The following is a 21125-nucleotide window of genomic DNA, read 5'->3' as shown; positions in this document are numbered from 1 at the left end:
TCTATTTTAACAATTCAAAAGTATACGAATAGGGAGTGGGAATAAAATTTAATCGGTGTAACGACAAAAAACTCGATAACAGAGCAAAAAAGTACGATGGGTGTCTGTTTTAGGTCAAAAAATAGCTGAAAACGAATGGCTTAGCACTAAGAAAGTGTTAGACTATATTGTATCCGAGGGAACAATTCAGGGTCCAACAGTAATCCACCGATGGCCAAAATACTGATCGCGGTGAGGAAAATCCAAAGAGCCTGAGTAATCAATCCATCCGAAGGTTTAATCAAAAAGAGCGTTGTTCGTTGGGAAAGTAACAAAAGGAACCCCGAAAGAAGTGAAATCAAGAGCCATTGTAGGCTGTAAAACAACAATGGGGACCAAGTGTAATAATGCGCCGCATAGCGTAACCAATACATGGGGCCAAAGGCAAGTGACAGTATTCCAAGTGGAAAAGACCAGCAGAGCAATACAAACGCAAACGTAGGAAAATGTAAGGAGGGAAGGGCTGCTGGAGATTGTGCCATGATTATACCGCTTCTAAAAGTAATACGTTTCTAATTTTTGCGGCGATATCTTCAAAAGCGATAGGCTTAGTCAATACTTCATTGGCGCCTTGCGCAAGCGCTTCTTCCACGATTTCGGTTTCACTTCCCAAAGAGGAAACCACAAAAACAGGTCGGTTGGGGTTCAATTTTTTACTCAACGTCACCAACGTCATTCCAGAGACATGCGGCAATTGAATATCGGTGATCACGACATCGGGGTCGGTGTGGAGTAATTTCCGGGCACCTTCTTCGCCATCCATGGCAAAATCAATGAGGTAGCCTTCTTTACCCAGTAAGTGGTTGAGGATGGTTTTGATCATTTTATCATCCTCGATTACGAGTACTTTTTTCATTCTACTGACAAACAACAGACCTGTTGTTGGGGTTTTTAACTAGGGTTTAACGGTGCAAAAGTACTGGGGATAGCGGGCGAGCTCAAAAAAAATCGCTGTAGGGTATAAAAACTCGATTAATTTGACATTTTGATAAATCCAATGTAAATCAGCGATTTATTCGGTTGTTTATCCAAGGATTTTATAAAGAAATCATTACTTTTTTTACCTTCGTAGCGCTTATATGCCTTAAACTGTATTTTTGTTCAACTCTAAAAAAATTAAAAAGCATGACACTTATTAAATCCATTTCAGGTATTCGCGGCACTATTGGAGGAGCCGTGGGTGAAAATTTAACGCCTATAGATGCTGTAAAATTTGCTGCTGCCTATGGAACTTTTTTAAAAAAACATACCCCAAAAACGGCATTGAAAGTCGTTATTGGTCGCGATGCCCGCATTTCGGGTCCGATGATCCATCAATTGGTCGTCAATACACTCGTTGGTTTGGGAATTGACGTAATTGACCTTGGACTATCGACTACGCCAACCGTTGAAATTGCCGTTCCTTTGGAACAAGCCGACGGTGGTATCATTCTTACCGCCTCACACAATCCAAAACAATGGAATGCCCTAAAACTCTTGAATGCAAAAGGGGAGTTTTTAAGTGGAGCCGATGGAGCTGCAATTTTGGAAATAGCCGAAGCCGCTGCTTTTGATTTTGCTGATGTCGATGCACTGGGTACGGTTACCGAAAATGATGCCTACATGGACATTCATATCGATGAGGTATTGCAATTGCCTTTGGTTGATGCCGAAAAAGTGGCCCAACGGAAATTTAAGGTCGTCGTAGATGGAGTGAATTCTTCGGGCGGAATCATTATTCCGAAATTACTCGAACAGATGGGCGTTGAAGTAGTCAGATTGTATTGTACGCCCAACGGTCATTTTCCGCATAATCCCGAACCTCTGAAGGAGCATTTGGGCGATATTTGTCAAAAAGTAATTGAAGAACAAGCCGATTTTGGAATCGTTGTCGATCCCGATGTTGATCGTTTGGCATTTATTACCAATGAAGGGGAGATGTTTGGCGAAGAGTATACCTTGGTTGCCGTGGCCGACTATGTATTGAGTAAAACCCCAGGCAATACGGTGTCCAATATGAGTTCTTCACGGGCGTTACGCGATGTGACCGAGTTTCATAACGGTTCGTACCAAGCGAGTGCGGTTGGAGAAGTTAATGTTGTCGAGTTGATGAAAGCAACCCAAGCGATTATTGGAGGCGAAGGAAATGGTGGCATCATTTATCCAGAATTGCATTACGGTCGCGATGCCTTGGTGGGTGTGGCTTTATTTCTTACCCATTTGGCTGGTTTAGAACAAACGGTGGCCGAACTTCGAGCGGGGTTACCAGCGTATTTTATGAGTAAAAATAAAATCGAACTCACCCCGCAAATTGATGTGGATGGGGTCATGGCTGAAATTGCCAAGCGCTATGCCAATGAACCCTTGTCGACTATTGATGGGGTAAAAATCGATTTTCCTACCGAATGGGTGCATTTGCGCAAGTCGAATACCGAACCTATAATCCGAATTTATACCGAAGCTCCTTCTCAAGCGGCTGCCGATGCATTGGCCAGTCGTTTTGTGAATGAATTAAAAAGTATTGCTGGGGTATAATCGGCCAATAATCTATTAAACAAGCCACTTCAAGCGGAGTGGCTTTGTTTTTTTCGTAAATTTTCTAGTGGGAAAAGGGCCAAAAATCCAAGACCATAACAAAGCAAATCGTGGGTCGAGTAGGAGGTGCCTAGTATTGTTTGGGCGATGCGGTTGTGGGATAATCCTAGCCATTCAATCGCTTTAATAAACTGTAAATATTCAATACAGAAGGCAAAAAGAAGAACGGCTGTAGCGATGACAGCGGTGGTTTGTCGCAATACACTTTTTAAGCCATAGAACAGTAAAAAAATCACCAAGACATCCCCCAGATAGGGTCGCACAAAACGATCGCGAACCCACAAAGCAATGGCAATTTCAATCCCCAAAAAGAGTAAAAAAAGGCGAAAAGCAGATCGGTCAAAATGCATGGGATAAAGGTATTTGTTTTTCGTTTTTTGGCAAGAGATTGTTAAGAATTTTGAACGCTACCGATGAAATGTGTATCATTGCCAAAAATTCAGGTATGATCCAAACATTCAGATTGTTGTTTGTTGTAATTGGAATCCTTGGCATGGGGGTTTCTTGTACCTCGGTGGAACGTTACAACAAACAAATTGCCCAACCCATTCCTGTAGGGCAACTGCAAGAAGATATTGATTTTATTCAAAAAAAGTTGAAGCGTTTGTATCCGAATTTGCATGGATATATCGCTGAAGATAAGCTCAATCACCAATTTGACAGCATTCGTCGTGTGGTGCAACAGCCGATGACATCCAAGGATTTTTATTTTGTCATAGCTCCTGTCATCGCATCGGTTCGGCAAGGACACATGAGTACGAGTTTTCCGCAACCGTTGCTGACTCGCGCCCAACGAAAACACCTCAAAGGCTATGGCGAAGGGCCTTTGTCTCAGTTTACTTCAGAGTGGATTGGCGGTGAAATGGTGGTGCTCAAAAACAAGTCCGAACATAAAAAAATCCGTCCCGGAGCTTCCATCGTATCCATTAACGATATTACGCCACAAGCGTTGTATGCCCAATACCGTCCAACGCTTACTTCCGACGGATTTAATGAAACCTACATCCGCAAGGGGTTTGGTCGTCGATTGCCGACGTATTTTACCGCTTCGTTTGGCGTTCGCGACAGCTTGCATTATGTGTTTAAACAAAACGATTCGCTGTATCATTTGTGGGTGAAACGCAAACCCAAAGCAGTGAAAAAAAAGGGGCAAAAAGCAGTTAAAGAGATCTCCAAGGATACTGCTGTGGTAGCCAAGAAGCCTGAGAAAACAGCGCCAAAAGTTCGCCCTCTTACCCGCAAAGAGCGTCGTATTTTTGGATATGACCCAACCACCAAAGAGTGTGCGGTGAGTTTGAAACGCTCTGAGTTGGATTCAACGCTTTTTGTATTGCGCGTAAAAAATTTCTCAGCGAGTAGCCATCGGAAAGCGTATCCTATACTCTTTGATTCTATTCGTAAAATGGGATTGCAAACGTTGGTATTGGATTTACGCGACAATCCGGGGGGACGGGTCGCCGATGCCGTCAATTTGTACCGTTATTTTACCGATCAACCTTTTACACTTTTGCAACCCGCTGCGGTTACCTCCAAAACGAGTTTATGGAAGTTAGGCGCATTGCCCAATATGTCACCCGTAGCCTATCCCTTTTTCTTTGTTGGATATCCGTTTTATATGGCGTTTACCTATCTGCGCACTACCCATAATTCAAAAGGCGGCTATCAGTACAAACTCACAGGGAGTCGACCGGTTATGCCTGCTGCTCAAGCGTTTACGGGGAAATTGTATGTCTTGATTAACGGCGGGAGTTTTTCGGCGGCTTGTATTGAATCGGCGGCCTTAAAACAACGTCCGAACACCCATTTTGTTGGTGAAGAAACGGGGGGTGCCTTCAACGGAACGGTGGCGGGTATCATGCCGGTAGTTCGTTTGCCCCATTCCAAAATTTCGGTTCGCTTGGGATTGATGCATATCCAACCTGTGGCGCAGTCGGAAGTGATGGGTCGCGGCGTTTTCCCGGATACACCCATTGTACCGACGCGTGAAGACCGGGTAAAAGCTCGCGATGTTGAGATGGAATGGGTGGTGAGCGATGCGGCACGGAAGTAGGGGAATGGATTTTTTCAGTAAATTATGGTCAATTCAATGTAGTGAAAAAGAGGCGAGGCGACTTTGTTCCTGCGACATTTAAACTGCCTTAGTTGCTGATTTCTTGATTTTTTGAATACTAAAATATCAGAATACTATTTGGTCTAACTCAACAAGTGAGCAATTTTAAAATAAACAGAAGGAATTGGCTATCAAAAGTAAATTCTGAAAACGAATCTCAAAAAATTGTAGCTTCCCACACTTTATTTTTTTAAATATCAAAAACATTTTTTGTGGAGATTATTACATTCGAATTCGGAAACAAAATCCATACTAAGGTTACGTGAACTGAAATTTGATCAAAAGGCACGTTTTTAAATGTAAGCAACTATGTGATTGTTCTATTTCCTAAGTTAGGCTATAACTGTAAAAATCTTTGCTTATATTTGAGAATGCAAAATCTTTTAAAAGATGAAATATACAATATCCTTTCAGGAAAGAGCGAGGTTAGCTATGGAACAACTATCCAATCAATCACCAGTTACCTTAACGATGGCAAGAACGCAGGCCCAACTCTTGAAAAAGAAAAGCACTTCAAAAAACAAGAAACAACGAAGTTAGTCGATTACATCGCTATCCATAATCTTTGGATTGAGGACATCGATTTTTCACAATATGTAAGTGAAGGCGCCGAGCAAAGGGTTTACTTAAGCGGCACTGAACATGTGCTCAAATTGAACGATAGTATTTATTACAGTTCATGGAAAGATTATTTTTATAGCCTATTACTTCATAATTTTTTTTTCCCAGATACAGCCTATGAACTTGTTGGGTTTACTAGAGAAAGTGAGGTTTTATTTGCAATTGTCAAACAGCGTTATGTTTTAATTACGGATCCTACCAATCTTAATGAGGTAAAGACATTTCTTACCTTAAATGGGTTTGAAAATGTGCGCAATAATGATTATTACAATGCTGATTTAGGAATCATATTGGAAGATTTACATGACGAAAATGTATTGACCAAAAACGAGATATTGTATTTTATAGATACGGTTTTTTACTTAACTGGAAAATTCTGGAATATTTAAAAAAGCAACGAAAAGCTTTTCGTTTTACCCCTTATGGTTTTACTCTTTCTCTTAAAAAAGACTACCTTAGCACAAAGCAATCCATTCACGGGTACAATTCTGATTTAGTAAGCCACAAAAAACAAATAATTTATAATGGAAAAAGAAGTTAATAATTTCAGTGTAGGGTTAGTTGTTTGGCAGGTTTTGAATGTCATTCTTATCGTTTTAGTCCTTTATTTTTTGTTCAAATTGTTTCAATGGTGCTTACGGTATTTCGGTCGTTCCTAATTTTATTTTAATTTTATAGAAAATTGGAATCGTATGGCAGTCGATCGTCGAGTCTTATTCAAAATAGTTGTTAGTTGCACTTTCCTTGCGCCTACTTTTGCGCAAACTACTGATGTACTGTCGTCTTCTCCTGAAAATACACCCACAAAATATACGTTTCGTTTTCCGTTGGGGACTCCCACACCGCAACCTGCTCCTTCTTCGATTTTTTATTCACCAACGGTATCAGCTTCCTTACGTCCTGCATTTGCTGCGGAAGTACCGCCTTTAAATACCCGCACTTGGAACCTCAATCGTACCGTTGGATTCCGTTCTGGATTTTCCACACAAGAAGTTCCCGCCCCTTTTTGCAGTCTTCCAACACAAGGCGCTGCATTCAATGTTTCAGGACGCGACGTATTTTTACCCTGCCTCGCCGATCGATTCCTCCAATGGGCCTTACAATCGGTGATTAACCGATAATTTTTTTCTAGCTACGAACTGCACGACAACATCGAACAGCCAACTTTCGTACGCGCCCATTCCGGACGTTTGGTAAACCATTTCTCGTGTTCCGGTTGCTCGTCGTAGGGGTTTTTAAGGAGTTCGTGCAATTCATTAATCAAACTAAAATCGTCTTGATTGGCCGCATCTATGGCCAATTGCGCCATGTAATTTCGCAAGACATATTTGGGATTCACTCGGTTCATGGCTGCTGCCCGTTCGGCATCTGTTTGAGATTCATGTGCAAGCCGCTGAAGGTACAGTTGAAACGTATCCAACCAAGCGGTTTTTACGGGTCCCACACACTGACTCTGCGTATAAAAGGCTTCTTGTATTTTGGTTAAGGCGACTTCAGGACTGTCAGATTTTTCAATTTTGCCCAATAAACGGAAGAATATCGTATAGTCTGTCTCTATTTTTTCTAAACAAGTTAAAAAAGCCCGCACTACCTTTTCGTCTGATTCGTGCACCGTGGCGAGTCCGAGTTTACTGCGGTTCATTTGCAAAAAAGCTTCGTCAAATTGGCGTCCGTAGGCATTTAACACCGTTTCCAAAGGCTCGGCGGCACCAATTAACGGGTACAATGCATTGGCCAATTGGATGAGGTTCCACAACGCCACATCAGGTTGGTTGCCATAGGCATAGCGGTGGTGCTGACTGTCGGTGGTATTGGGTGTCCAGTTGAGGTTGTAATCTTCCAACCAACCGTAGGGTCCGTAATCAATGGTAATTCCGTGCACAGACATGTTGTCGGTATTCATCACGCCGTGTACAAATCCCACACGTTGCCATTCGATCATTAATTGCAAGGTTTTTTCGCAAACGGTTTTAAAAAAAGCGGTATATTTTTCAGGACCTTCCCTTGTAATTTCAGGATGGTATTCGCGTATCACAAAGTCGGCCAATTGTTGCAGTTGTTCCTGCTCCTGACGTGCGGCGTGGACTTCAAAGCTCCCAAAACGGATGAAAGTAGGGGCAACACGGCACACGACGGCACCTTTTTCATAATCGGCATTGCCATCATACAGCATATCGCGAAGGACTTCATCACCGGTTCCGATGAGGGATAAAGAGCGTGAAGTGGGTACACCCAAATGATGCATCGCTTCGGCACACAGATATTCCCGAATGGAGGAGCGCAAGACGGCCAATCCATCGCCACGACGGGAATAAGGGGTTTTGCCCGCGCCCTTGAGTTGGAGCGTCCAAACTTGGTTTTGGTGCTCCACTTCGCCCAATACAATCGCTCGCCCGTCGCCCAATTGTCCGGCCCAATTGCCAAACTGATGGCCAGCATAATTCATCGCAAAAGGACGGGTGTCAGGATATACTTCTTTACCGGAGAAATAGTGTAAAAAGTCGGTACTTTTGGTGTCTTCTATTTCCAAACCAATGCGTTCGGCTACTTCGGTAACCGCATGAATGAGATAAGGTTTGCTGGGTATGCGAGGCGTCACAAAAGAAAAATCCGCTAAGGGTACTTGCCGAACAAAATTGGCTGTTTCCGGGTCGGGGGTGAGTGCCTCTTGAAAACGTGGGATGAAATGGAGCTTTTTCATACTACAAAGATAGGGTTTTTTGAGCTGCTGAGAGGCTGCGATGCTGAGATTCTGAGCTTTTGGGAATGTGCAAAAAATCAAGCTTTATTTCTTTGATTAGTTCAGCGATTATTTTAATTATCTTTGTGCCACAAACCAACAAACGCATGATTACCACGGCTGTAAAAACCGAATTAGAAGCTTATTTTGCCTCTTTTCGCGAAGGAATTATTGGAATAGACCAAGAATTTGAAACGCCTTACGGGACCAAACCATTGATTTATACCGATTGGACAGCGAGCGGTCGTTTATACCGTCCGATTGAAGAAAAATTGATGGATACCTTCGGTCCCTTTGTAGCCAATACGCATACCGAAACAACGGTTTCTGGAACCGCAATGACCTTGGCCTATCATGAAGCCAAACAAATCATCAAGCGTCATGTCAATGCAAGTCCCAACGATGTGTTGATCAACACGGGTACGGGAATGACAGGTGTAGTCAATAAGTTTCAACGTATTTTGGGATTGAAAGTTCCCGAAAACTTAAAAGATTATCTCAATTTACCGACCGAAATCAAGCCAGTGGTGTTTGTGTCGCACATGGAGCACCATTCCAATCAAACCTCTTGGATTGAAACCATTGCCGATGTGGTGATTATTCCCGCGAATGAAGACGGATTGTTTTGTTTGGAACAATTCAAAAAAGTTGTCGCGCAATATGCCGACCGTAGTTTTAAGATTGCATCAATTACCTCGTGTTCCAATGTCACCGGCATTCGCACACCGTATCATGAAGTTGCCAAGATCATGCACCAAAATAACGGCGTTTGTTTTGTCGATTTTGCGTGTTCGGGACCCTATGTTCACATCGATATGCATCCTGCTGATCCAGAAGCGTATTTGGATGCGATTTTTTTCTCGCCGCATAAGTTTTTAGGTGGTCCTGGGACCTCTGGGGTTTTGATTTTCAACAAAAACTTGTACAAAAATAATGTTCCCGATTGCCCTGGAGGCGGAACCGTGAGTTGGACGAATCCATGGGGTGAGCACAAATACATCGATGATATCGAAGATCGTGAAGATGGCGGAACGCCTGGATTTTTGCAAGTAATTAAGACGGCTCTTGCTATTCAGTTGAAGGAAACGATGGGGGTGGAGAACATAATGAATCGGGAGCATGAGTTGGTAGATTATATCTTTGAACACTTAGCACCCGTTGAAAATCTTACGTTGTTGGCTGGACAGCATCGCGATCGTTTGGGCGTGATTTCATTTTATATCCATGACCTACATTATAATTTGGGGGTGAAAATATTGAATGATCGCTTTGGAATACAAACCCGTGGCGGATGCAGTTGTGCCGGAACCTACGGACATTATTTATTGCATGTCGACCAAGAAACTTCGCATCTTTTGACCTGCTCCATTGACGAAGGTGATTTAACCCAAAAACCGGGCTGGATTCGCATGTCGATTCACCCTACCACCACTTCGGCAGAAATCGAATATGTGTGCCAAAGCATCATCGAGTTGGCAGCAAATCATCAGGAATGGGCAGCGGATTATGTGTACAATCCCAAGAAAAACGACTTTACTCACCGAAATGCTGAAGCGTTAGAAAAGGCGATGGTGAAAAGTTGGTTTATATGAAATTGAAAATTTGAATAGGAAAACTCAGAAGCTCAGAAGCTCAGCCTCTCAGCAGCTATTTCAACAACTTCTTCAATGCTTCATATTCTCCCGATTGTCCAAAATCGGCGTCGTTGTAGCGTTGTCCCACCATTTGATGGCGTTGGCATTCAAAATTGAGTTTGACCGAGCCCATGAATTTTCCCTTGTTTCGAAAAACTAAAATATCGGTATAACCCGATTTACAGGTCGGTTGAATCGGTTGTGTGGGTTCGCGTTTCGAAAATAACTTTTCTAATGCCGGGTATTTTTTGGGATCGATAATTTCTTTTTTAAATCCAAGAATATCCATGTTGCTTATGAATAATGAATCCTGTGTAGAAACCGGAATGTTCCCAGTGACAATTTGCAACAAGCCCAATTCTTTTCGGGATTTTTCAGACTTACCAATGATGCTATCGAGTTCACTTTTGGAGACGGGCACAGTATAATGAATGACTTGGTCGAAAGTGTAAAATGGCAAATTGCCTGTAGCTGCTGCTTTTGGGTTTTGCTGACAAGCGGTGGCAAAACTTAGAATAGTTACCAGGAAAAGAATACGTTTCATAAGCGAAGGATTTATGATCAAATTTTAAATTTACAATAACTTACCAAAATTTCCACCAAGGTTTGGTTTCGGGTTCGAGGTAGCCCATCGGATTTTCATTTTTTTCTGGAGCAATTCCTTTGTGGAAGTTGACAATGGTTTGAAAAAGCGAAAAATACTCTTGTGTTTTGGGGTAAACATTATAAAGGTAAAACCCTGTTAGATTGAGTTGCTCACTTGAAAAACCAGTATAATTATTCACTACAAAATCAATGACTTGCGGTCGAAGTGATTCGTGATAACTCCCTAAGCGAAGGTAATAGTCTAAGGCGTGGATGCCTCGACCTGTCTTTTCGGTTTGCGCTAGTTCTTCTAAAAAATGAAGATGCTCTTTTTTGTAATTTGCCCCAATAATGGAGGTAATCGCATGCAATAAAGTATCTTTTAAAGCTTTGTTGTTCGGATCTTCATCGGCGTTTGCTTCGATAAATACCAAACTAACGGCATTGAACTGATCGTCTTCCTCCGATACTTTTCCGTAAATATCCAATCCGTCAACAATACTGCCGTCATGGGTTTGTTCATGCTTTAAAAAAGCGGCAGCTCCTTTCCATAATTGTTCGGCAAGAGGATGGGATGTAGTGGTGTTTTCCATGGCAAAAGGATTAAGGAAGTACTGGAATTTCTTTAGGATCGTTTTTATAAATTTCTTTTAAAATGGCATGCTCCGCGGGGGTGAGTAAAAAAACCGATAAGTCATTGGTGCCTTCATACAGTAAGTAAAATTGCTCTTGACAATTTTTACGTTTCAATTGCCCATTGAGCGCACAAAAAAATACCCGTGGACCTTCCACCCAATGCGTACCGTTTTTTAAAGCAGCTGCCGTGTAAAGCGGAATCTTTTTTTCTCCCAAAATCACACTAAAGGTTTTATCAGCATCGGGCGATACCCGCAACGGAATTTGAATGTTGCGTTTTTTCAACATGCGGTTTATTTGGTTGTTGTAAAATGAAAAATCAAACTCCGCTAATGCTTCAGCATCCACATAGACATATTTGTTGGTGCTTTCATCATATATATTCAGTTCATTTTCAGTAACCGGTTTTTTCGATTCGGCATAGTTCAAAAATCCACCCGACAGGAGTTGCTTGTTGAAAGCTTCAGGTGAATGTACAGGTTGGTTGGCTAAAGTATCAGTTGCCAAAGTATTAGCCTCTTCAAGGGTTTCTTGGGTTTTGGATTGGCAACTCAAGAGTACACTTACGATGGCTAGGAGGATTATTTTTTTCAAAAGAAAATGATTGTTGAACGCGTAAAAATACGAAATCGCGCTAATCAAAACGCTTTAATTCATTCATAAAAGCTCTTAAATTGTCCTCTTTAGGATTGTAGGTGATGGGGATGTTATGTTGGTCCAATTGAATGGCTTTTAAATCTTTGGTTAAAAGAAGGTTTTGTAAATCGGGTGTGATTTTAATTTCTAAGGCGTATTGTTGGGTGTCTTTGATAACTCCTGCGAGGTGGACCACATTCCATGCTTTTAAAAAGGTAACCGTTTTGTCTTCAAAAAGCAATCTGACTTGCGTAATCTTATCGGATGGAAGGAACGTTACCAACACCATTTTCTTATCAATCCTATTTACCTGATTCATCTCAAAACGCAATTCGAGTTGGGTATTCGGGTGCATTAATTCCATCACCATATCTATGCGATCACCAGGTTCGCGAATATCGGCTTGGCTAAAAAGAAGTTGACTCGACAAAAAAGTAAAAACAAATACAAGGGTGCGCATAACCGTTGGTTTTTGGGTATAACGCATTTTTTGCACGAAAATTATTTAAAATATTTAGGATTATACGTGAACCGTCCAACCAAAAGGATCGTCTTCCAGTTTGTATTGAATATTCGTGAGTTTTTCTTTGAGAAATAAAGCCATCGGTTGCTCTTGCGGGGTGAGTTCGTAGTAGTGATCCTGGTATTGAAAACCTTTAATCGGACTCACCACTGCGGCTGTTCCGGCGCCAAACATTTCTTTTAAACTACCTTCTTGTGCGGCCTGAACAAGCTCAGCTACAGTAAGCGAACGGACTTCCACAGCAATGCCCTCCTTTTGCGCCAAATCAATCAAGGATTTACGGGTAACACCATCCAAAATTCGCTCACTCGTGGGGGCTGTAATTAAGGTATCATTAATTCGGAAAAATACATTCATCGTTCCCGCCTCTTCCAATTTGGTATGGGTTGCGTCATCGGTCCAAATGATTTGTTGGAATCCTTGTTCGTTGGCTAATTTTGTGGGGTAAAATTGAGCCGAATAGTTCCCAGCGGCTTTGGCAGCACCGATTCCACCATTGGCTGCACGACTGTAATGCTCGGCAATAATTACTTTCACTTCGCCCGAATAGTATGATTTTGCGGGTGAAAGAATAATCATGAATCGGTATTGTGTCGAAGGTTGGGCAATCACTCCCGAACCAATAGCAATCATAAACGGACGAATGTAAAGGGAATTTCCTTTGCCACCTTTCACCCAAGCTTTTTCTATAGCAACAAGTTGTTGAAGTCCTCCGATGAAAAGGGATTCGGGAACTTCGGGCATAGCCAAGCGAGTAGCCGATTTGTTGAAGCGATCCATATTCTGATCCGGACGGAATAACCAAACCTGATCGTCTGCATCGCGATAGGCTTTCATACCCTCAAAAATCGCTTGTCCGTAGTGAAAAACTTTAGCCGAAGGATCGATTAAAAAAGGCTCATAAGGTTTGATAATCGGGGACTGCCATTGTCCGTCTTTGAAGTCACAAACCAACATGTGGTCGGTAAAAACATTGCCAAACGTAAGATTTTCAAAATCTACGGAATCAATTTTGGAAGTTGACGCCTTTAAAAAGGTAATTTCAGGGGTATTTGCTGCATCCATTATAATCATAAAGCCCGCATCAATGCTGGGATAAAAGAAGTTGGTGTGTTGTTTTGGTTTTTGGCTAAACTACTAAAAAAAAATATAGGTTGGTCGGCTTTTGCCTGAAAACATTAAGCATTTTCATTCGCCATTTGATTTTAGTGCTTTTGATGAAAAAAAAGCGTTGAAATACCGCCTGTTACTAAGAAGATTATAACTTTGTAGTCCTTTAAATACTCAAAAATGAAAAAAATAGGATTTTTATTTGTCGTAGCCTTACTTATTGTAGGCGTATCTATTGAAGCCCAAGAGCAAAAAAAGCAAGCCAAAAAAGCAACGGCAGCTTACAACGCCAACGATTACAAATTGTTTGGTGAAAAATTTGAAATCAAAAAGGTATTGACCGAGAAGCAAATGTTGAAAAAATACAAAGGCTTAAAGAAAGGCGATACTTTAACGGTCGTTTTCAAGTCCAAAATCAATTCCGTTTGTAAAAAGAAAGGCTGTTGGATGCGTTTGGATCTTGGCGGATCTGAAGAATCCTTTGTGCGTTTTCAAGATTACGGATTTTTTGTTCCACTAAATGCTGACAATGCCGAGGCAATTGTACGCGGAAAAGCCTTTGTCGATGTGGTTTCTGTTGATGAATTAAAGCATTACGCCAAAGACGGTGGAAAATCTAAAGAGGAAATCGCAAAAATTACCAAGCCTGAAATTACCTATGCGTTTACCGCAACAGGCGTTTATTTGAAAAAATAATATGAAACAAATTATACTCAGCTTCCTCGTTGGTATGGCTTTACTTTCTTGCCAACAAAAGGAAACTCCCAAAGCTGAAAAAAAGGATACGATTACAAAAGAAGCTTGTGAAAAACCCAAAACCGTCAAGGATGAGGATGGGTTTGAAATGTATCAAATGACCGAAATGGCGGCTTTGATGGAGCAGATGTATGTCGATAATAAGCGTTTGCGCGAACGAATTATCAAAGGGGAATCGGTGGGGAGTTTTCCTGAGCATTACTTGAAAATCCACACGGCAGCTATGACCGATCCCTCCGAAAATGATGCTTTTTTTAAAGCCCGTGCCAAAGCCTACATCGAAGCACAGAAGCAGTTGTATGCCGATCCCAAAAATGCCAAAGCCCATTTCAACGCAGGAATCGATGCTTGTGTCCAATGCCATGAGCAAAAATGCGGGGGACCTTTGGTGCGTATCAAAAAGTTGTACATTCCCTAGTGAAACGTCAAATACTCCATACCGCCGACGGTTCAACAACGCTCCATATTCCCGAGTGGGAGGAGAACTACCATTCGAAACACGGCGCGATACAAGAAGCGTATCACGTATTTATACACAGCGGACTTTCTCTGTTTGAGGGAAAGTCTGTTGCTGTTTTAGAAATGGGCTTTGGTACGGGACTCAATGCGTTTATTACGTGGCTAGAACATGAAAAGCGCGGGCAGTCCATTGATTATGTTGGACTCGAAGCGTATCCCATAACACTCGAGGAAGCAGCCCAAATGAATTATCCTTCGGCTTTACAGGTTGGACACCATCACTCTATTTTTGAGAAGATGCATCAACTTCCGTGGAACGAACCAATGGCACTCAGCGCTGATTTTACGCTAACCAAACGACACCAATTTTTTCAAGAGTTGAACGAAAACGATCGGTATGATTTGGTGTACTTTGATGCCTTTGGATTTCGTGTACAACCCGAGTTATGGGACTATCCGATGTTTCAAAAAGTATATAACGCCTTGCGAAAGGGTGGGGTGCTGGTAACCTACGCCTGCCGAACCAGTATTCGAAAAGCGATGTTGGAAGCGGGATTTACCGTAGAAAAACTTCCCGGCGCACCCGGCAAACGCGAAATGTTAAGAGCTTTTAAAAACTAAGTTAAAATTGGCAATCCTCACAAAAATTTAATACATTTGAAATACGAATCTAGGATTTGTATACGTTCTTACCCCAACGCTATCTGAAGTCTAACCCATAAATTGTCAGACTATGCCAAGAGCTATTTATGAATTTACAAAATCGGTGCTCGAGCGTGTCAGCTTTGATGCGACCCTTTTTTGTAAAGAATTAGAAAAAGCGGTTCGGGTTTTATTGCCTTACGAACTCGAAGAACTCACCGAATGGGTCCTTCGATTTACGGAAGGAAAACCGGAATTACGCCAATGTATACGGAGTATTAACGGATAAAACTAAAGGGAGTTTAAACGGCTCCCTTTTTTTATGCAGTCTTTTGTTTTTGTAAGAAAAATATACGGTAAAAATAAAAAATAGCATTTTAGCGATAAAAATAGCATTTCAACGATATTTTTTTGGAAAAATGTTTGGTCAATTCAAAAGAACAAGTTACTTTTACTATCCCAATCTATTAGTAACTTAACCTTTTAAACCCTAAATGCTATGCCCAGATTGATTTACGATTACACGAAATCAGAATTGGAGCGTGTAAGCCTCAGCCCCGAACGTTTCAAAAGAAAGTTGAAAAAGGCCGCCAGTAATTTGCTGCCTTATGAAATCGAATTGTTGCACAAGTGGCTGCAATTCTATACCGATAACCGACCGGAACTCAGGCAATGTTTGACCGAGGTTCCCTTAGAGCAAAAAGGCGTCTGTTAAGACGCCTTTTTTATTTTGTGGGTTTCGGACTGACAATTTGAACATTTTGAAACGCAATTGCACCGCGTACAACCCCCGAAATTGTTGTGCGTAGGGCATCAATGAGGTGAATTTTTAATTCGTTTTTAGGATAAATGAGACTCACCTCACGCGCCGGTTTGGGTTCGACAAAGTGCCTCAATTTAGCTCGATCACTTTCCTTCAAATCCAAAGTGTGCAAATAAGGAAGTAAGGTGGTACCCAAACCTTCGTCTGCCAGTTTGATTAAGGTTTCAAAGCTGCCACTTTCCAATTGAAAATGCGAACGTTTGTCGTCAGTTTTTCGTTTGCATAAATTCAAAACGCTATCCCGAAAACAATGCCCGTCTTGCAACAAGAGCAACTCATCTACATCCAAGTCCTCAATTTGAATCTCTTTTTTAGCAAAATGGTTGTGGTGCTCCGGAATGTAAGCCACAAAAGGTTCAAAATACAATACGATTTCTTTGATTTTTTCTTCGTGTAAAGGGGTTGCTGCAATAGCCGCATCCAAATGACCATTATTGAGTTTGAAAATGATATCCTCCGTATTCAACTCCTCAATAATTAGTTGCACTTTGGGGTATTTTTTGATAAAATTAGTCAAAAACATAGGCAACAATGTGGGCATGATCGTCGGAATGATTCCCAAATGAAATTCACCGCCTACAAAGCCTTTTTGCTGGTCTACAATATCCTGAATCCGATCGGCTTCATTGACAATATTCTTCGCTTGGTGTACAATTTTCTGCCCAATATCGGTGAGTTGAATCGGTTTTTTACTGCGGTCAAATATCAGAACGCCCAATTCGTCTTCTATCTTTTGTATCTGCATACTCAACGTGGGTTGGGTGACAAAACATTTCTCAGCCGCCAAGGTAAAGTTTCGATGTTCTGCTACAGCGAGCACATAGTGCAATTGTGTGATGGTCATTTATAATGAAATTTGATGCAAATATAAAAACTATCAATTTAACTTATACTTATTCACGTATAAATTGGGATACTTTTGACAAATAAATCATGGTAACGTTTTTTAAAGCCTACCAACCGCAAAAAAAGAAACTTTTATGAAACACAATAGCTTGGGATTACCCCAAAAAGAAACTGAAGTCATTGCTGCTGAATTGAATCGGTTACTCGCCAATTTTCAAGTTTATTATCAAAATTTACGCGGCTTGCATTGGAACATCCGTGGGAAACGCTTTTTTGATTTGCATTTAAAATTTGAAGAGCTTTACAATGATAGTCAGTTGAGAATAGATTTGATTGCCGAGCGTGTCCTCACTTTAGGAAGCACACCTTTGCATACCTTTGAGGACTACACAGCACAAAGTCAGTTGCCCATTGGGCGCAATGTTTCGAGTGATGAAGCCGCCATTGCGCTACTTTTGGAATGTTTACCGCAATTATTAGCAAGAGAACGGAAGATTTTACAATTGGCCGACGCCATCAATGACGAAGGGACAACCAGTATGATGAGTGATTTTATCGTAGAACAGGAAAAAACCATTTGGATGTTGAGCGCTTGGCTAGAACGTGAAATTTAAGACTTGTTTAATTTTTCAAAATAGTCTTTCGTATTCTCTCGGAATGGCTATTTTTGTTTAGTGATTTGCTTTGATTTTGTTTTTGGACGTTTTCAGTTAGTGCTGTCGGGATTGCCCACAGTGCTTGTGCAATGTATTCCCAGTATTGGTATGAAAAAAGAGGGGTGCTCTCCAGCTCTTTCGTTTTTCATCAAACGGTTAGCAACGATGCTAAATTCTTCAACCCTTTCCCTTGTTCATCGTGCGCATGTCTAAAACAACTTCACTATTCGCTCATTTAAAGTCCGATTTTGCCGCAGGTCTAGTCGTATTCTTGGTCGCTTTACCCTTGTGTTTAGGCATTGCTTTAGCGAGTGGAGCGCCTTTGTTTTCTGGAATAATTTCAGGCGTAGTGGGCGGTATTGTGGTCGCAGCAATTAGCAATTCACCTTTAAGTGTTTCGGGGCCTGCTGCGGGACTTACTGCTATCGTTTTTGCCGCCATTCACGATTTGGGTTCTTTGCCCTTATTTTTTGCAGCTGTTGTTTTGGCCGGTATTTTTCAGGTACTCTTAGGATTTTTAAGAGCAGGAACGCTTTCCAACTATTTCCCCAACAATGTCATTGAGGGCATGTTGGCAGGTATAGGCGTTATAATTTTTCTAAAACAATTACCACACGCCTTTGGGTACGACCCCGATTTTGAAGGGGATGAAGCTTTTTTGCAAAACGACGGTCAAAATACGTTGAGCGAACTTTGGGCGTTGCATCAGCATATCGAACCTGGAGCGCTGTTGATTGCTATACTATCCTTGGGTATCTTGCTGGGTTGGCCCAAAATTAAAGGGGTGCAAAAAATACCTTTCGTGCCTCCCGCTCTCATTGCAGTCCTTGTAGGTATTGTACTCAACAGCTATTGGAACAGTTTACATCATCCTTGGGCCTTGCACCACGATCACTTGGTTCAGCTTCCCGTTCCGGATTCTCTTGCCGCTTGGAAAAGCACCTTTATTTTTCCCGATTTTAATCAATTAGGCCATCCCAAATTATGGATGATAGCTTTTACAATAACCGTTGTCGCTTCCATTGAAACCTTGTTGTGTATTGAAGCTGCCGATCGAATGGATCCCGAAAAACGTTTTACCAACACCAATTTGGAGTTGAAAGCGCAAGGTATCGGGAATATCGTGAGTGGTTTGTTGGGCGGGTTACCCATGACTTCAGTAGTTGTGCGTACTTCGGCCAATCAGGCGGCTGGAGCCAAAACCAAAATGGCAGCCATCATTCATGGATTATTGTTACTACTTTGTGCGGTAACCATTCCCCACCTTTTGAATTGGATACCCAAAGCGACGCTGGCGGCAGTATTGTTGCTGGTCGGTTATAAATTGGCCAATCCCAAAATGTTTTTGCATTTTTACCACCGTGGAAAATTTCAATACATTCCTTTTGTGGCCACATTTATCGGGGTTGTTTTTACCGATTTGTTGAAAGGAGTAGCGTTGGGATTGCTTATCAATGTTCTCTTTATCATTTGGGGAAATATGAAACGGGCCTATGTTTTTCGCGCCACCGACTACCAACCGGGCGACGTGATTCATATTGATTTGGCACAGGAAGTTTCGTTTCTCAATAAAACATCAATTAAAACGACGTTGCGCCAACTCCCCGAAGAATCTCATGTAATTATCGATGCTTCGCAAACGGTTTACATTGCACATGATGTACAGGATTTGATAAAGGAGTTTCGGGATGTGATTGCCCCCAGTCGCCAAATTAAACTGAAATTAATCGGCTTTAAAGAGCATTACGATATTGAAAATTTTGAAGACCAGAATTTTGTGACTATCGAGCAGCGCTACAATGTATTGCGACGTCGTATGGAACCTGTCATCAAGAAAAAAGAATCGTAACAACCCACCGACCTAACCAACCTTTCCCATGAGCCAAGATTTTTACAAGAAGATTTTAGATAACAACAAAAAGTGGGTCGAATCCCAATTAGCCCTAGACCCCGATTACTTCAAGGATTTGTCCAAAGGGCAACAACCCCCGTTACTTTGGATCGGTTGTTCGGATAGTCGCGTGCCTGCCAATGAGATTATTGGGGCCAAACCGGGAGAAGTATTTGTGCATCGCAACATTGCAAACATGGTGGTGCATACCGATATGAACATGTTGAGTGTTTTGGATTATGCGGTCAATGTGTTGAAAGTGAAGCATATCTTGGTCTGTGGGCATTATGGATGTGGGGGAATAAAAGCTTCTATGGGCAACCAATCCATTGGAATAATCGACAATTGGATTCGCCATATCAAAGACGTTTACCGCATGCATGAAGAATACCTAAACGCTATCGTGGATGAGGAAGAACGCTTTAATCGTTTTGTGGAAATCAACGTGCAAGAGCAGGTTTTTGATTTGGCCAAAACGTCTATTGTGCAAGCCGCTTGGCGTAACGGACAGGATTTGACCCTTCATGGGTGGGTGTATGGACTCAATTCAGGTTATGTCACCGATTTGGATGTTAATTTAACGTCCAACGTTGATTTGGATGAAGTCTATCGCTTGAAGCTTTAATCCTCCAAATTTTCATTAAAAGCCGAAGGGAGAAGCTGCGGAATAAATTTGATCAACAAAGGGAGCAGTAAACTTCCGCCTGGCAATAAGAAAATGGTCAACGAAGGGATGGTTTTACAGACATCCAACAGTTGTTTTTTGATTTTCTTTTTTTCTTCGGCATCCAAATCGCGTTGTGTAGATTGGGCCAATAACTGCATGAGTTCCTTGCTTTCCCGAATTTCTTTGGTTAATCTTTTTTTATTGCGTTTGATCAAAAAAATGACACTTTGTGCTGTTTGATCATAAAAATGCTTCACCGGATGTGAATAGTTAAAATAGTGCATTTCCGAGCGATGCGTACTGATAAAACGGTGGGTAAATGCGAGAGCTGTTTCGGTAAAAGTATCGTCCACTTGTAAATGCTCCCCCAAGGCATATACAAAATACTTTTCCTCATTTTCAATCTTTCCATCATTCCATAAAGCTAAGGCAGCCATATCCAGAAAATAATAGGATTCAAGCGGGTCTTTAAACGCCTCAAACGGTAGTTGTTGAATTCCGGTGATGTTGATTTTTGAAAATTTGGTATAGCGCACGGAGGCATCAAAAAGTTTGATCAACAAATCGTCATGTACTGTTTTTTCTCCTTTGAATCGTAACGCCAACGAGACCAGTCCCATCAAGGTTTCCTCGATACGTTTCAAATACTTTTCGGGGATACTTCCTTTGAGGAGGAAATGCCGAAACGCAAGGACATCAACAAAAAGTAACGCATTGGTTACAATATGGGAAAAGTTTTTACGAAAAATATCTTTGTTTGTTTGTACCCGGCCATCGATAAAACTTTCGAGCTTTTGTGCAGGTGTGGCGGGTAATAGATTTTTCCACAATTGTCCTATTCCAACAGGGGACATTTCTTGGTAAAATGCGCTGGCCTTTTGTGTAAAATCCAATCGATCTTGTTGTGTTGTGGTAAATTGATACACGGCAAACAATGCATACAGCAGCGCAATTTTGGAACGTTCTTCTACCGACCAAAGGTTATTGGTCTCGGGGGGAATACCCGGTAATTGAAGGGTATGTCCATAAATGAAGCCCGTATCGCGCAGTTCCTCGTACCAATTTTCCGCGGTGAGGTTGTCTCGCAAATGCGGCAAAGCCACTTCAACGAAATACTTTTCAATCCAACCGTGTACTGAGGGGTTAATCATGGGGCCATGGCGTTTGGGAGAGCATT

At 41.7% G+C, this 21125-nt stretch carries 24 protein-coding genes; 13 read left to right on the top strand and 11 right to left on the bottom strand.

Features of this window, described 5'->3' with window-relative positions; translation table 11 throughout:
* Nucleotides 1–146: 146 nt before the first annotated feature.
* Together BUC17_RS05805 and BUC17_RS05800 are read right to left on the bottom strand one after the other, a co-directional pair.
* Complete coding sequence (locus tag BUC17_RS05805) at nt 147–521, bottom strand: hypothetical protein (RefSeq protein ID WP_073362525.1); 375 nt, start codon at nt 519–521, stop codon at nt 147–149.
* Nucleotides 522–523: 2 nt separating this feature from the next.
* A complete protein-coding gene (locus BUC17_RS05800) occupies nt 524–895 on the bottom strand; it encodes a response regulator transcription factor (protein ID WP_073362523.1) in 372 nt (123 codons plus the stop codon).
* A gap of 269 nt (nt 896–1164) precedes the next feature.
* Between BUC17_RS05800 and glmM the strand changes: the two genes are divergently transcribed.
* Nucleotides 1165–2553 carry a phosphoglucosamine mutase gene (glmM, locus tag BUC17_RS05795; protein WP_073362521.1) on the top strand — a complete coding sequence of 463 codons (1389 nt, stop codon included), beginning with the start codon at nt 1165–1167 and terminating at the stop codon, nt 2551–2553.
* Nucleotides 2554–2582: 29 nt separating this feature from the next.
* Here the strand turns inward: glmM and BUC17_RS05790 are convergent, their stop codons facing one another.
* On the bottom strand, nt 2583–2963 hold the full coding sequence (locus BUC17_RS05790) for a ribosomal maturation YjgA family protein (RefSeq protein ID WP_073362520.1): 381 nt from the start codon (nt 2961–2963) through the stop codon (nt 2583–2585).
* A 95-nt stretch (nt 2964–3058) separates the two neighbouring features.
* On the opposite strand from BUC17_RS05790, the gene BUC17_RS05785 reads away from it, so the two are divergent.
* From BUC17_RS05785 to BUC17_RS05775, 3 genes are all read left to right on the top strand, one after another.
* Nucleotides 3059–4663 (top strand): S41 family peptidase, encoded by a 1605-nt coding sequence (locus tag BUC17_RS05785; protein ID WP_159433930.1) that lies wholly within the window; start codon nt 3059–3061, stop codon nt 4661–4663.
* Nucleotides 4664–5094: 431 nt separating this feature from the next.
* Complete coding sequence (locus BUC17_RS05780; RefSeq protein WP_073362517.1) at nt 5095–5733, top strand: putative polyvalent protein kinase domain-containing protein; 639 nt, start codon at nt 5095–5097, stop codon at nt 5731–5733.
* A 303-nt stretch (nt 5734–6036) separates the two neighbouring features.
* On the top strand, nt 6037–6465 hold the full coding sequence (locus BUC17_RS05775) for a hypothetical protein (RefSeq protein ID WP_073362515.1): 429 nt from the start codon (nt 6037–6039) through the stop codon (nt 6463–6465).
* 11 nt (nt 6466–6476) lie between these two features.
* Here the strand turns inward: BUC17_RS05775 and BUC17_RS05770 are convergent, their stop codons facing one another.
* Nucleotides 6477–8045, bottom strand: a complete 1569-nt coding sequence (locus BUC17_RS05770) for a protein adenylyltransferase SelO (RefSeq protein ID WP_073362514.1) — start codon at nt 8043–8045, stop codon at nt 6477–6479.
* Nucleotides 8046–8191: 146 nt separating this feature from the next.
* On the opposite strand from BUC17_RS05770, the gene BUC17_RS05765 reads away from it, so the two are divergent.
* On the top strand, nt 8192–9676 hold the full coding sequence (locus BUC17_RS05765; RefSeq protein WP_073362703.1) for an aminotransferase class V-fold PLP-dependent enzyme: 1485 nt from the start codon (nt 8192–8194) through the stop codon (nt 9674–9676).
* A gap of 55 nt (nt 9677–9731) precedes the next feature.
* On the opposite strand, the gene BUC17_RS05760 is transcribed toward BUC17_RS05765, so the two are convergent.
* Genes BUC17_RS05760 through BUC17_RS05740 form a run of 5 tightly spaced genes read right to left on the bottom strand, consistent with a single transcriptional unit; the run spans nt 9732 to nt 13163 of the window.
* A complete protein-coding gene (locus BUC17_RS05760) occupies nt 9732–10262 on the bottom strand; it encodes a hypothetical protein (RefSeq protein ID WP_073362512.1) in 531 nt (176 codons plus the stop codon).
* Between the two features lie 40 nt (nt 10263–10302).
* Nucleotides 10303–10896: a hypothetical protein gene (locus tag BUC17_RS05755; protein WP_073362510.1), complete on the bottom strand. Its 594-nt coding sequence runs from the start codon at nt 10894–10896 to the stop codon at nt 10303–10305.
* A 10-nt stretch (nt 10897–10906) separates the two neighbouring features.
* Nucleotides 10907–11533 carry a hypothetical protein gene (locus BUC17_RS05750; protein WP_143161727.1) on the bottom strand — a complete coding sequence of 209 codons (627 nt, stop codon included), beginning with the start codon at nt 11531–11533 and terminating at the stop codon, nt 10907–10909.
* A gap of 40 nt (nt 11534–11573) precedes the next feature.
* Entirely contained in the window at nt 11574–12035 is a 462-nt protein-coding gene (locus BUC17_RS05745; RefSeq protein ID WP_143161726.1) for a hypothetical protein, read from the bottom strand.
* A 60-nt stretch (nt 12036–12095) separates the two neighbouring features.
* Nucleotides 12096–13163: a branched-chain amino acid aminotransferase gene (locus tag BUC17_RS05740; protein ID WP_073362505.1), complete on the bottom strand. Its 1068-nt coding sequence runs from the start codon at nt 13161–13163 to the stop codon at nt 12096–12098.
* Nucleotides 13164–13388: 225 nt separating this feature from the next.
* On the opposite strand from BUC17_RS05740, the gene BUC17_RS05735 reads away from it, so the two are divergent.
* The 5 genes from BUC17_RS05735 (at nt 13389) to BUC17_RS05715 (ending at nt 15780) form a co-directional block, all read left to right on the top strand.
* Nucleotides 13389–13904 (top strand): DUF4920 domain-containing protein, encoded by a 516-nt coding sequence (locus BUC17_RS05735; protein WP_073362504.1) that lies wholly within the window; start codon nt 13389–13391, stop codon nt 13902–13904.
* 1 nt (nt 13905) lies between these two features.
* Nucleotides 13906–14382: a hypothetical protein gene (locus tag BUC17_RS05730; protein WP_083544766.1), complete on the top strand. Its 477-nt coding sequence runs from the start codon at nt 13906–13908 to the stop codon at nt 14380–14382.
* Nucleotides 14382–15044 carry a tRNA (5-methylaminomethyl-2-thiouridine)(34)-methyltransferase MnmC2 gene (gene mnmD, locus BUC17_RS05725; protein ID WP_073362502.1) on the top strand — a complete coding sequence of 221 codons (663 nt, stop codon included), beginning with the start codon at nt 14382–14384 and terminating at the stop codon, nt 15042–15044. The genes BUC17_RS05730 and mnmD overlap by 1 nt, the downstream gene beginning before the upstream one ends.
* Before the next feature lie 112 nt (nt 15045–15156).
* Entirely contained in the window at nt 15157–15354 is a 198-nt protein-coding gene (locus BUC17_RS05720; protein ID WP_073362501.1) for a hypothetical protein, read from the top strand.
* Nucleotides 15355–15564: 210 nt separating this feature from the next.
* The gene (locus BUC17_RS05715) at nt 15565–15780 is read left to right on the top strand and encodes a hypothetical protein (RefSeq protein ID WP_073362499.1); all 216 of its coding nucleotides are present in this window, start codon (nt 15565–15567) and stop codon (nt 15778–15780) included.
* Between the two features lie 10 nt (nt 15781–15790).
* Here the strand turns inward: BUC17_RS05715 and BUC17_RS05710 are convergent, their stop codons facing one another.
* The gene (locus BUC17_RS05710; RefSeq protein ID WP_073362498.1) at nt 15791–16732 is read right to left on the bottom strand and encodes a LysR substrate-binding domain-containing protein; all 942 of its coding nucleotides are present in this window, start codon (nt 16730–16732) and stop codon (nt 15791–15793) included.
* A gap of 136 nt (nt 16733–16868) precedes the next feature.
* On the opposite strand from BUC17_RS05710, the gene BUC17_RS05705 reads away from it, so the two are divergent.
* The 3 genes from BUC17_RS05705 to can all read left to right on the top strand — a co-directional run bounded on the left by BUC17_RS05705 (nt 16869) and on the right by can (nt 19906).
* Nucleotides 16869–17348, top strand: a complete 480-nt coding sequence (locus BUC17_RS05705; RefSeq protein WP_073362496.1) for a Dps family protein — start codon at nt 16869–16871, stop codon at nt 17346–17348.
* A gap of 247 nt (nt 17349–17595) precedes the next feature.
* Nucleotides 17596–19239 (top strand): SulP family inorganic anion transporter, encoded by a 1644-nt coding sequence (locus BUC17_RS05700; protein ID WP_073362494.1) that lies wholly within the window; start codon nt 17596–17598, stop codon nt 19237–19239.
* Between the two features lie 28 nt (nt 19240–19267).
* The gene (gene can / locus BUC17_RS05695) at nt 19268–19906 is read left to right on the top strand and encodes a carbonate dehydratase (RefSeq protein ID WP_073362492.1); all 639 of its coding nucleotides are present in this window, start codon (nt 19268–19270) and stop codon (nt 19904–19906) included.
* Here can and BUC17_RS05690 read toward each other — a convergent pair.
* Entirely contained in the window at nt 19903–21099 is a 1197-nt protein-coding gene (locus tag BUC17_RS05690; RefSeq protein WP_073362490.1) for an LETM1-related biofilm-associated protein, read from the bottom strand. The two genes, can and BUC17_RS05690, sit on opposite strands and share 4 nt — an antisense overlap.
* Between the last annotated feature and the right edge of the window lie 26 nt (nt 21100–21125).

The organism is Flavobacterium fontis, assembly GCF_900129405.1.
GTDB classification, from domain to species: Bacteria; Bacteroidota; Bacteroidia; order Flavobacteriales; family Flavobacteriaceae; genus Flavobacterium; species Flavobacterium fontis.
The sequence above is the reverse complement of the archived record's forward strand: the minus strand, read 5'-3'. Positions and strand labels throughout refer to the sequence as shown.

Excerpts from the sequence above, each read along its gene's own strand:
- BUC17_RS05805 (WP_073362525.1), bottom strand. The coding sequence starts at position 521 with ATGGCACAATCTCCAGCAGCCCTTCCCTCCTTACATTTTCCTACGTTT.
- BUC17_RS05800 (WP_073362523.1), bottom strand. The coding sequence starts at position 895 with ATGAAAAAAGTACTCGTAATCGAGGATGATAAAATGATCAAAACCATC.
- glmM (WP_073362521.1), top strand. The coding sequence starts at position 1,165 with ATGACACTTATTAAATCCATTTCAGGTATTCGCGGCACTATTGGAGGA.
- BUC17_RS05790 (WP_073362520.1), bottom strand. The coding sequence starts at position 2,963 with ATGCATTTTGACCGATCTGCTTTTCGCCTTTTTTTACTCTTTTTGGGG.
- BUC17_RS05785 (WP_159433930.1), top strand. The coding sequence starts at position 3,059 with ATGATCCAAACATTCAGATTGTTGTTTGTTGTAATTGGAATCCTTGGC.
- BUC17_RS05780 (WP_073362517.1), top strand. The coding sequence starts at position 5,095 with ATGCAAAATCTTTTAAAAGATGAAATATACAATATCCTTTCAGGAAAG.
- BUC17_RS05775 (WP_073362515.1), top strand. The coding sequence starts at position 6,037 with ATGGCAGTCGATCGTCGAGTCTTATTCAAAATAGTTGTTAGTTGCACT.
- BUC17_RS05770 (WP_073362514.1), bottom strand. The coding sequence starts at position 8,045 with ATGAAAAAGCTCCATTTCATCCCACGTTTTCAAGAGGCACTCACCCCC.
- BUC17_RS05765 (WP_073362703.1), top strand. The coding sequence starts at position 8,192 with ATGATTACCACGGCTGTAAAAACCGAATTAGAAGCTTATTTTGCCTCT.
- BUC17_RS05760 (WP_073362512.1), bottom strand. The coding sequence starts at position 10,262 with ATGAAACGTATTCTTTTCCTGGTAACTATTCTAAGTTTTGCCACCGCT.
- BUC17_RS05755 (WP_073362510.1), bottom strand. The coding sequence starts at position 10,896 with ATGGAAAACACCACTACATCCCATCCTCTTGCCGAACAATTATGGAAA.
- BUC17_RS05745 (WP_143161726.1), bottom strand. The coding sequence starts at position 12,035 with ATGCGCACCCTTGTATTTGTTTTTACTTTTTTGTCGAGTCAACTTCTT.
- BUC17_RS05740 (WP_073362505.1), bottom strand. The coding sequence starts at position 13,163 with ATGGATGCAGCAAATACCCCTGAAATTACCTTTTTAAAGGCGTCAACT.
- BUC17_RS05735 (WP_073362504.1), top strand. The coding sequence starts at position 13,389 with ATGAAAAAAATAGGATTTTTATTTGTCGTAGCCTTACTTATTGTAGGC.
- BUC17_RS05730 (WP_083544766.1), top strand. The coding sequence starts at position 13,906 with ATGAAACAAATTATACTCAGCTTCCTCGTTGGTATGGCTTTACTTTCT.
- BUC17_RS05720 (WP_073362501.1), top strand. The coding sequence starts at position 15,157 with ATGCCAAGAGCTATTTATGAATTTACAAAATCGGTGCTCGAGCGTGTC.
- BUC17_RS05715 (WP_073362499.1), top strand. The coding sequence starts at position 15,565 with ATGCCCAGATTGATTTACGATTACACGAAATCAGAATTGGAGCGTGTA.
- BUC17_RS05710 (WP_073362498.1), bottom strand. The coding sequence starts at position 16,732 with ATGACCATCACACAATTGCACTATGTGCTCGCTGTAGCAGAACATCGA.
- BUC17_RS05705 (WP_073362496.1), top strand. The coding sequence starts at position 16,869 with ATGAAACACAATAGCTTGGGATTACCCCAAAAAGAAACTGAAGTCATT.
- BUC17_RS05700 (WP_073362494.1), top strand. The coding sequence starts at position 17,596 with ATGTCTAAAACAACTTCACTATTCGCTCATTTAAAGTCCGATTTTGCC.
- can (WP_073362492.1), top strand. The coding sequence starts at position 19,268 with ATGAGCCAAGATTTTTACAAGAAGATTTTAGATAACAACAAAAAGTGG.
- BUC17_RS05690 (WP_073362490.1), bottom strand. The coding sequence starts at position 21,099 with ATGATTAACCCCTCAGTACACGGTTGGATTGAAAAGTATTTCGTTGAA.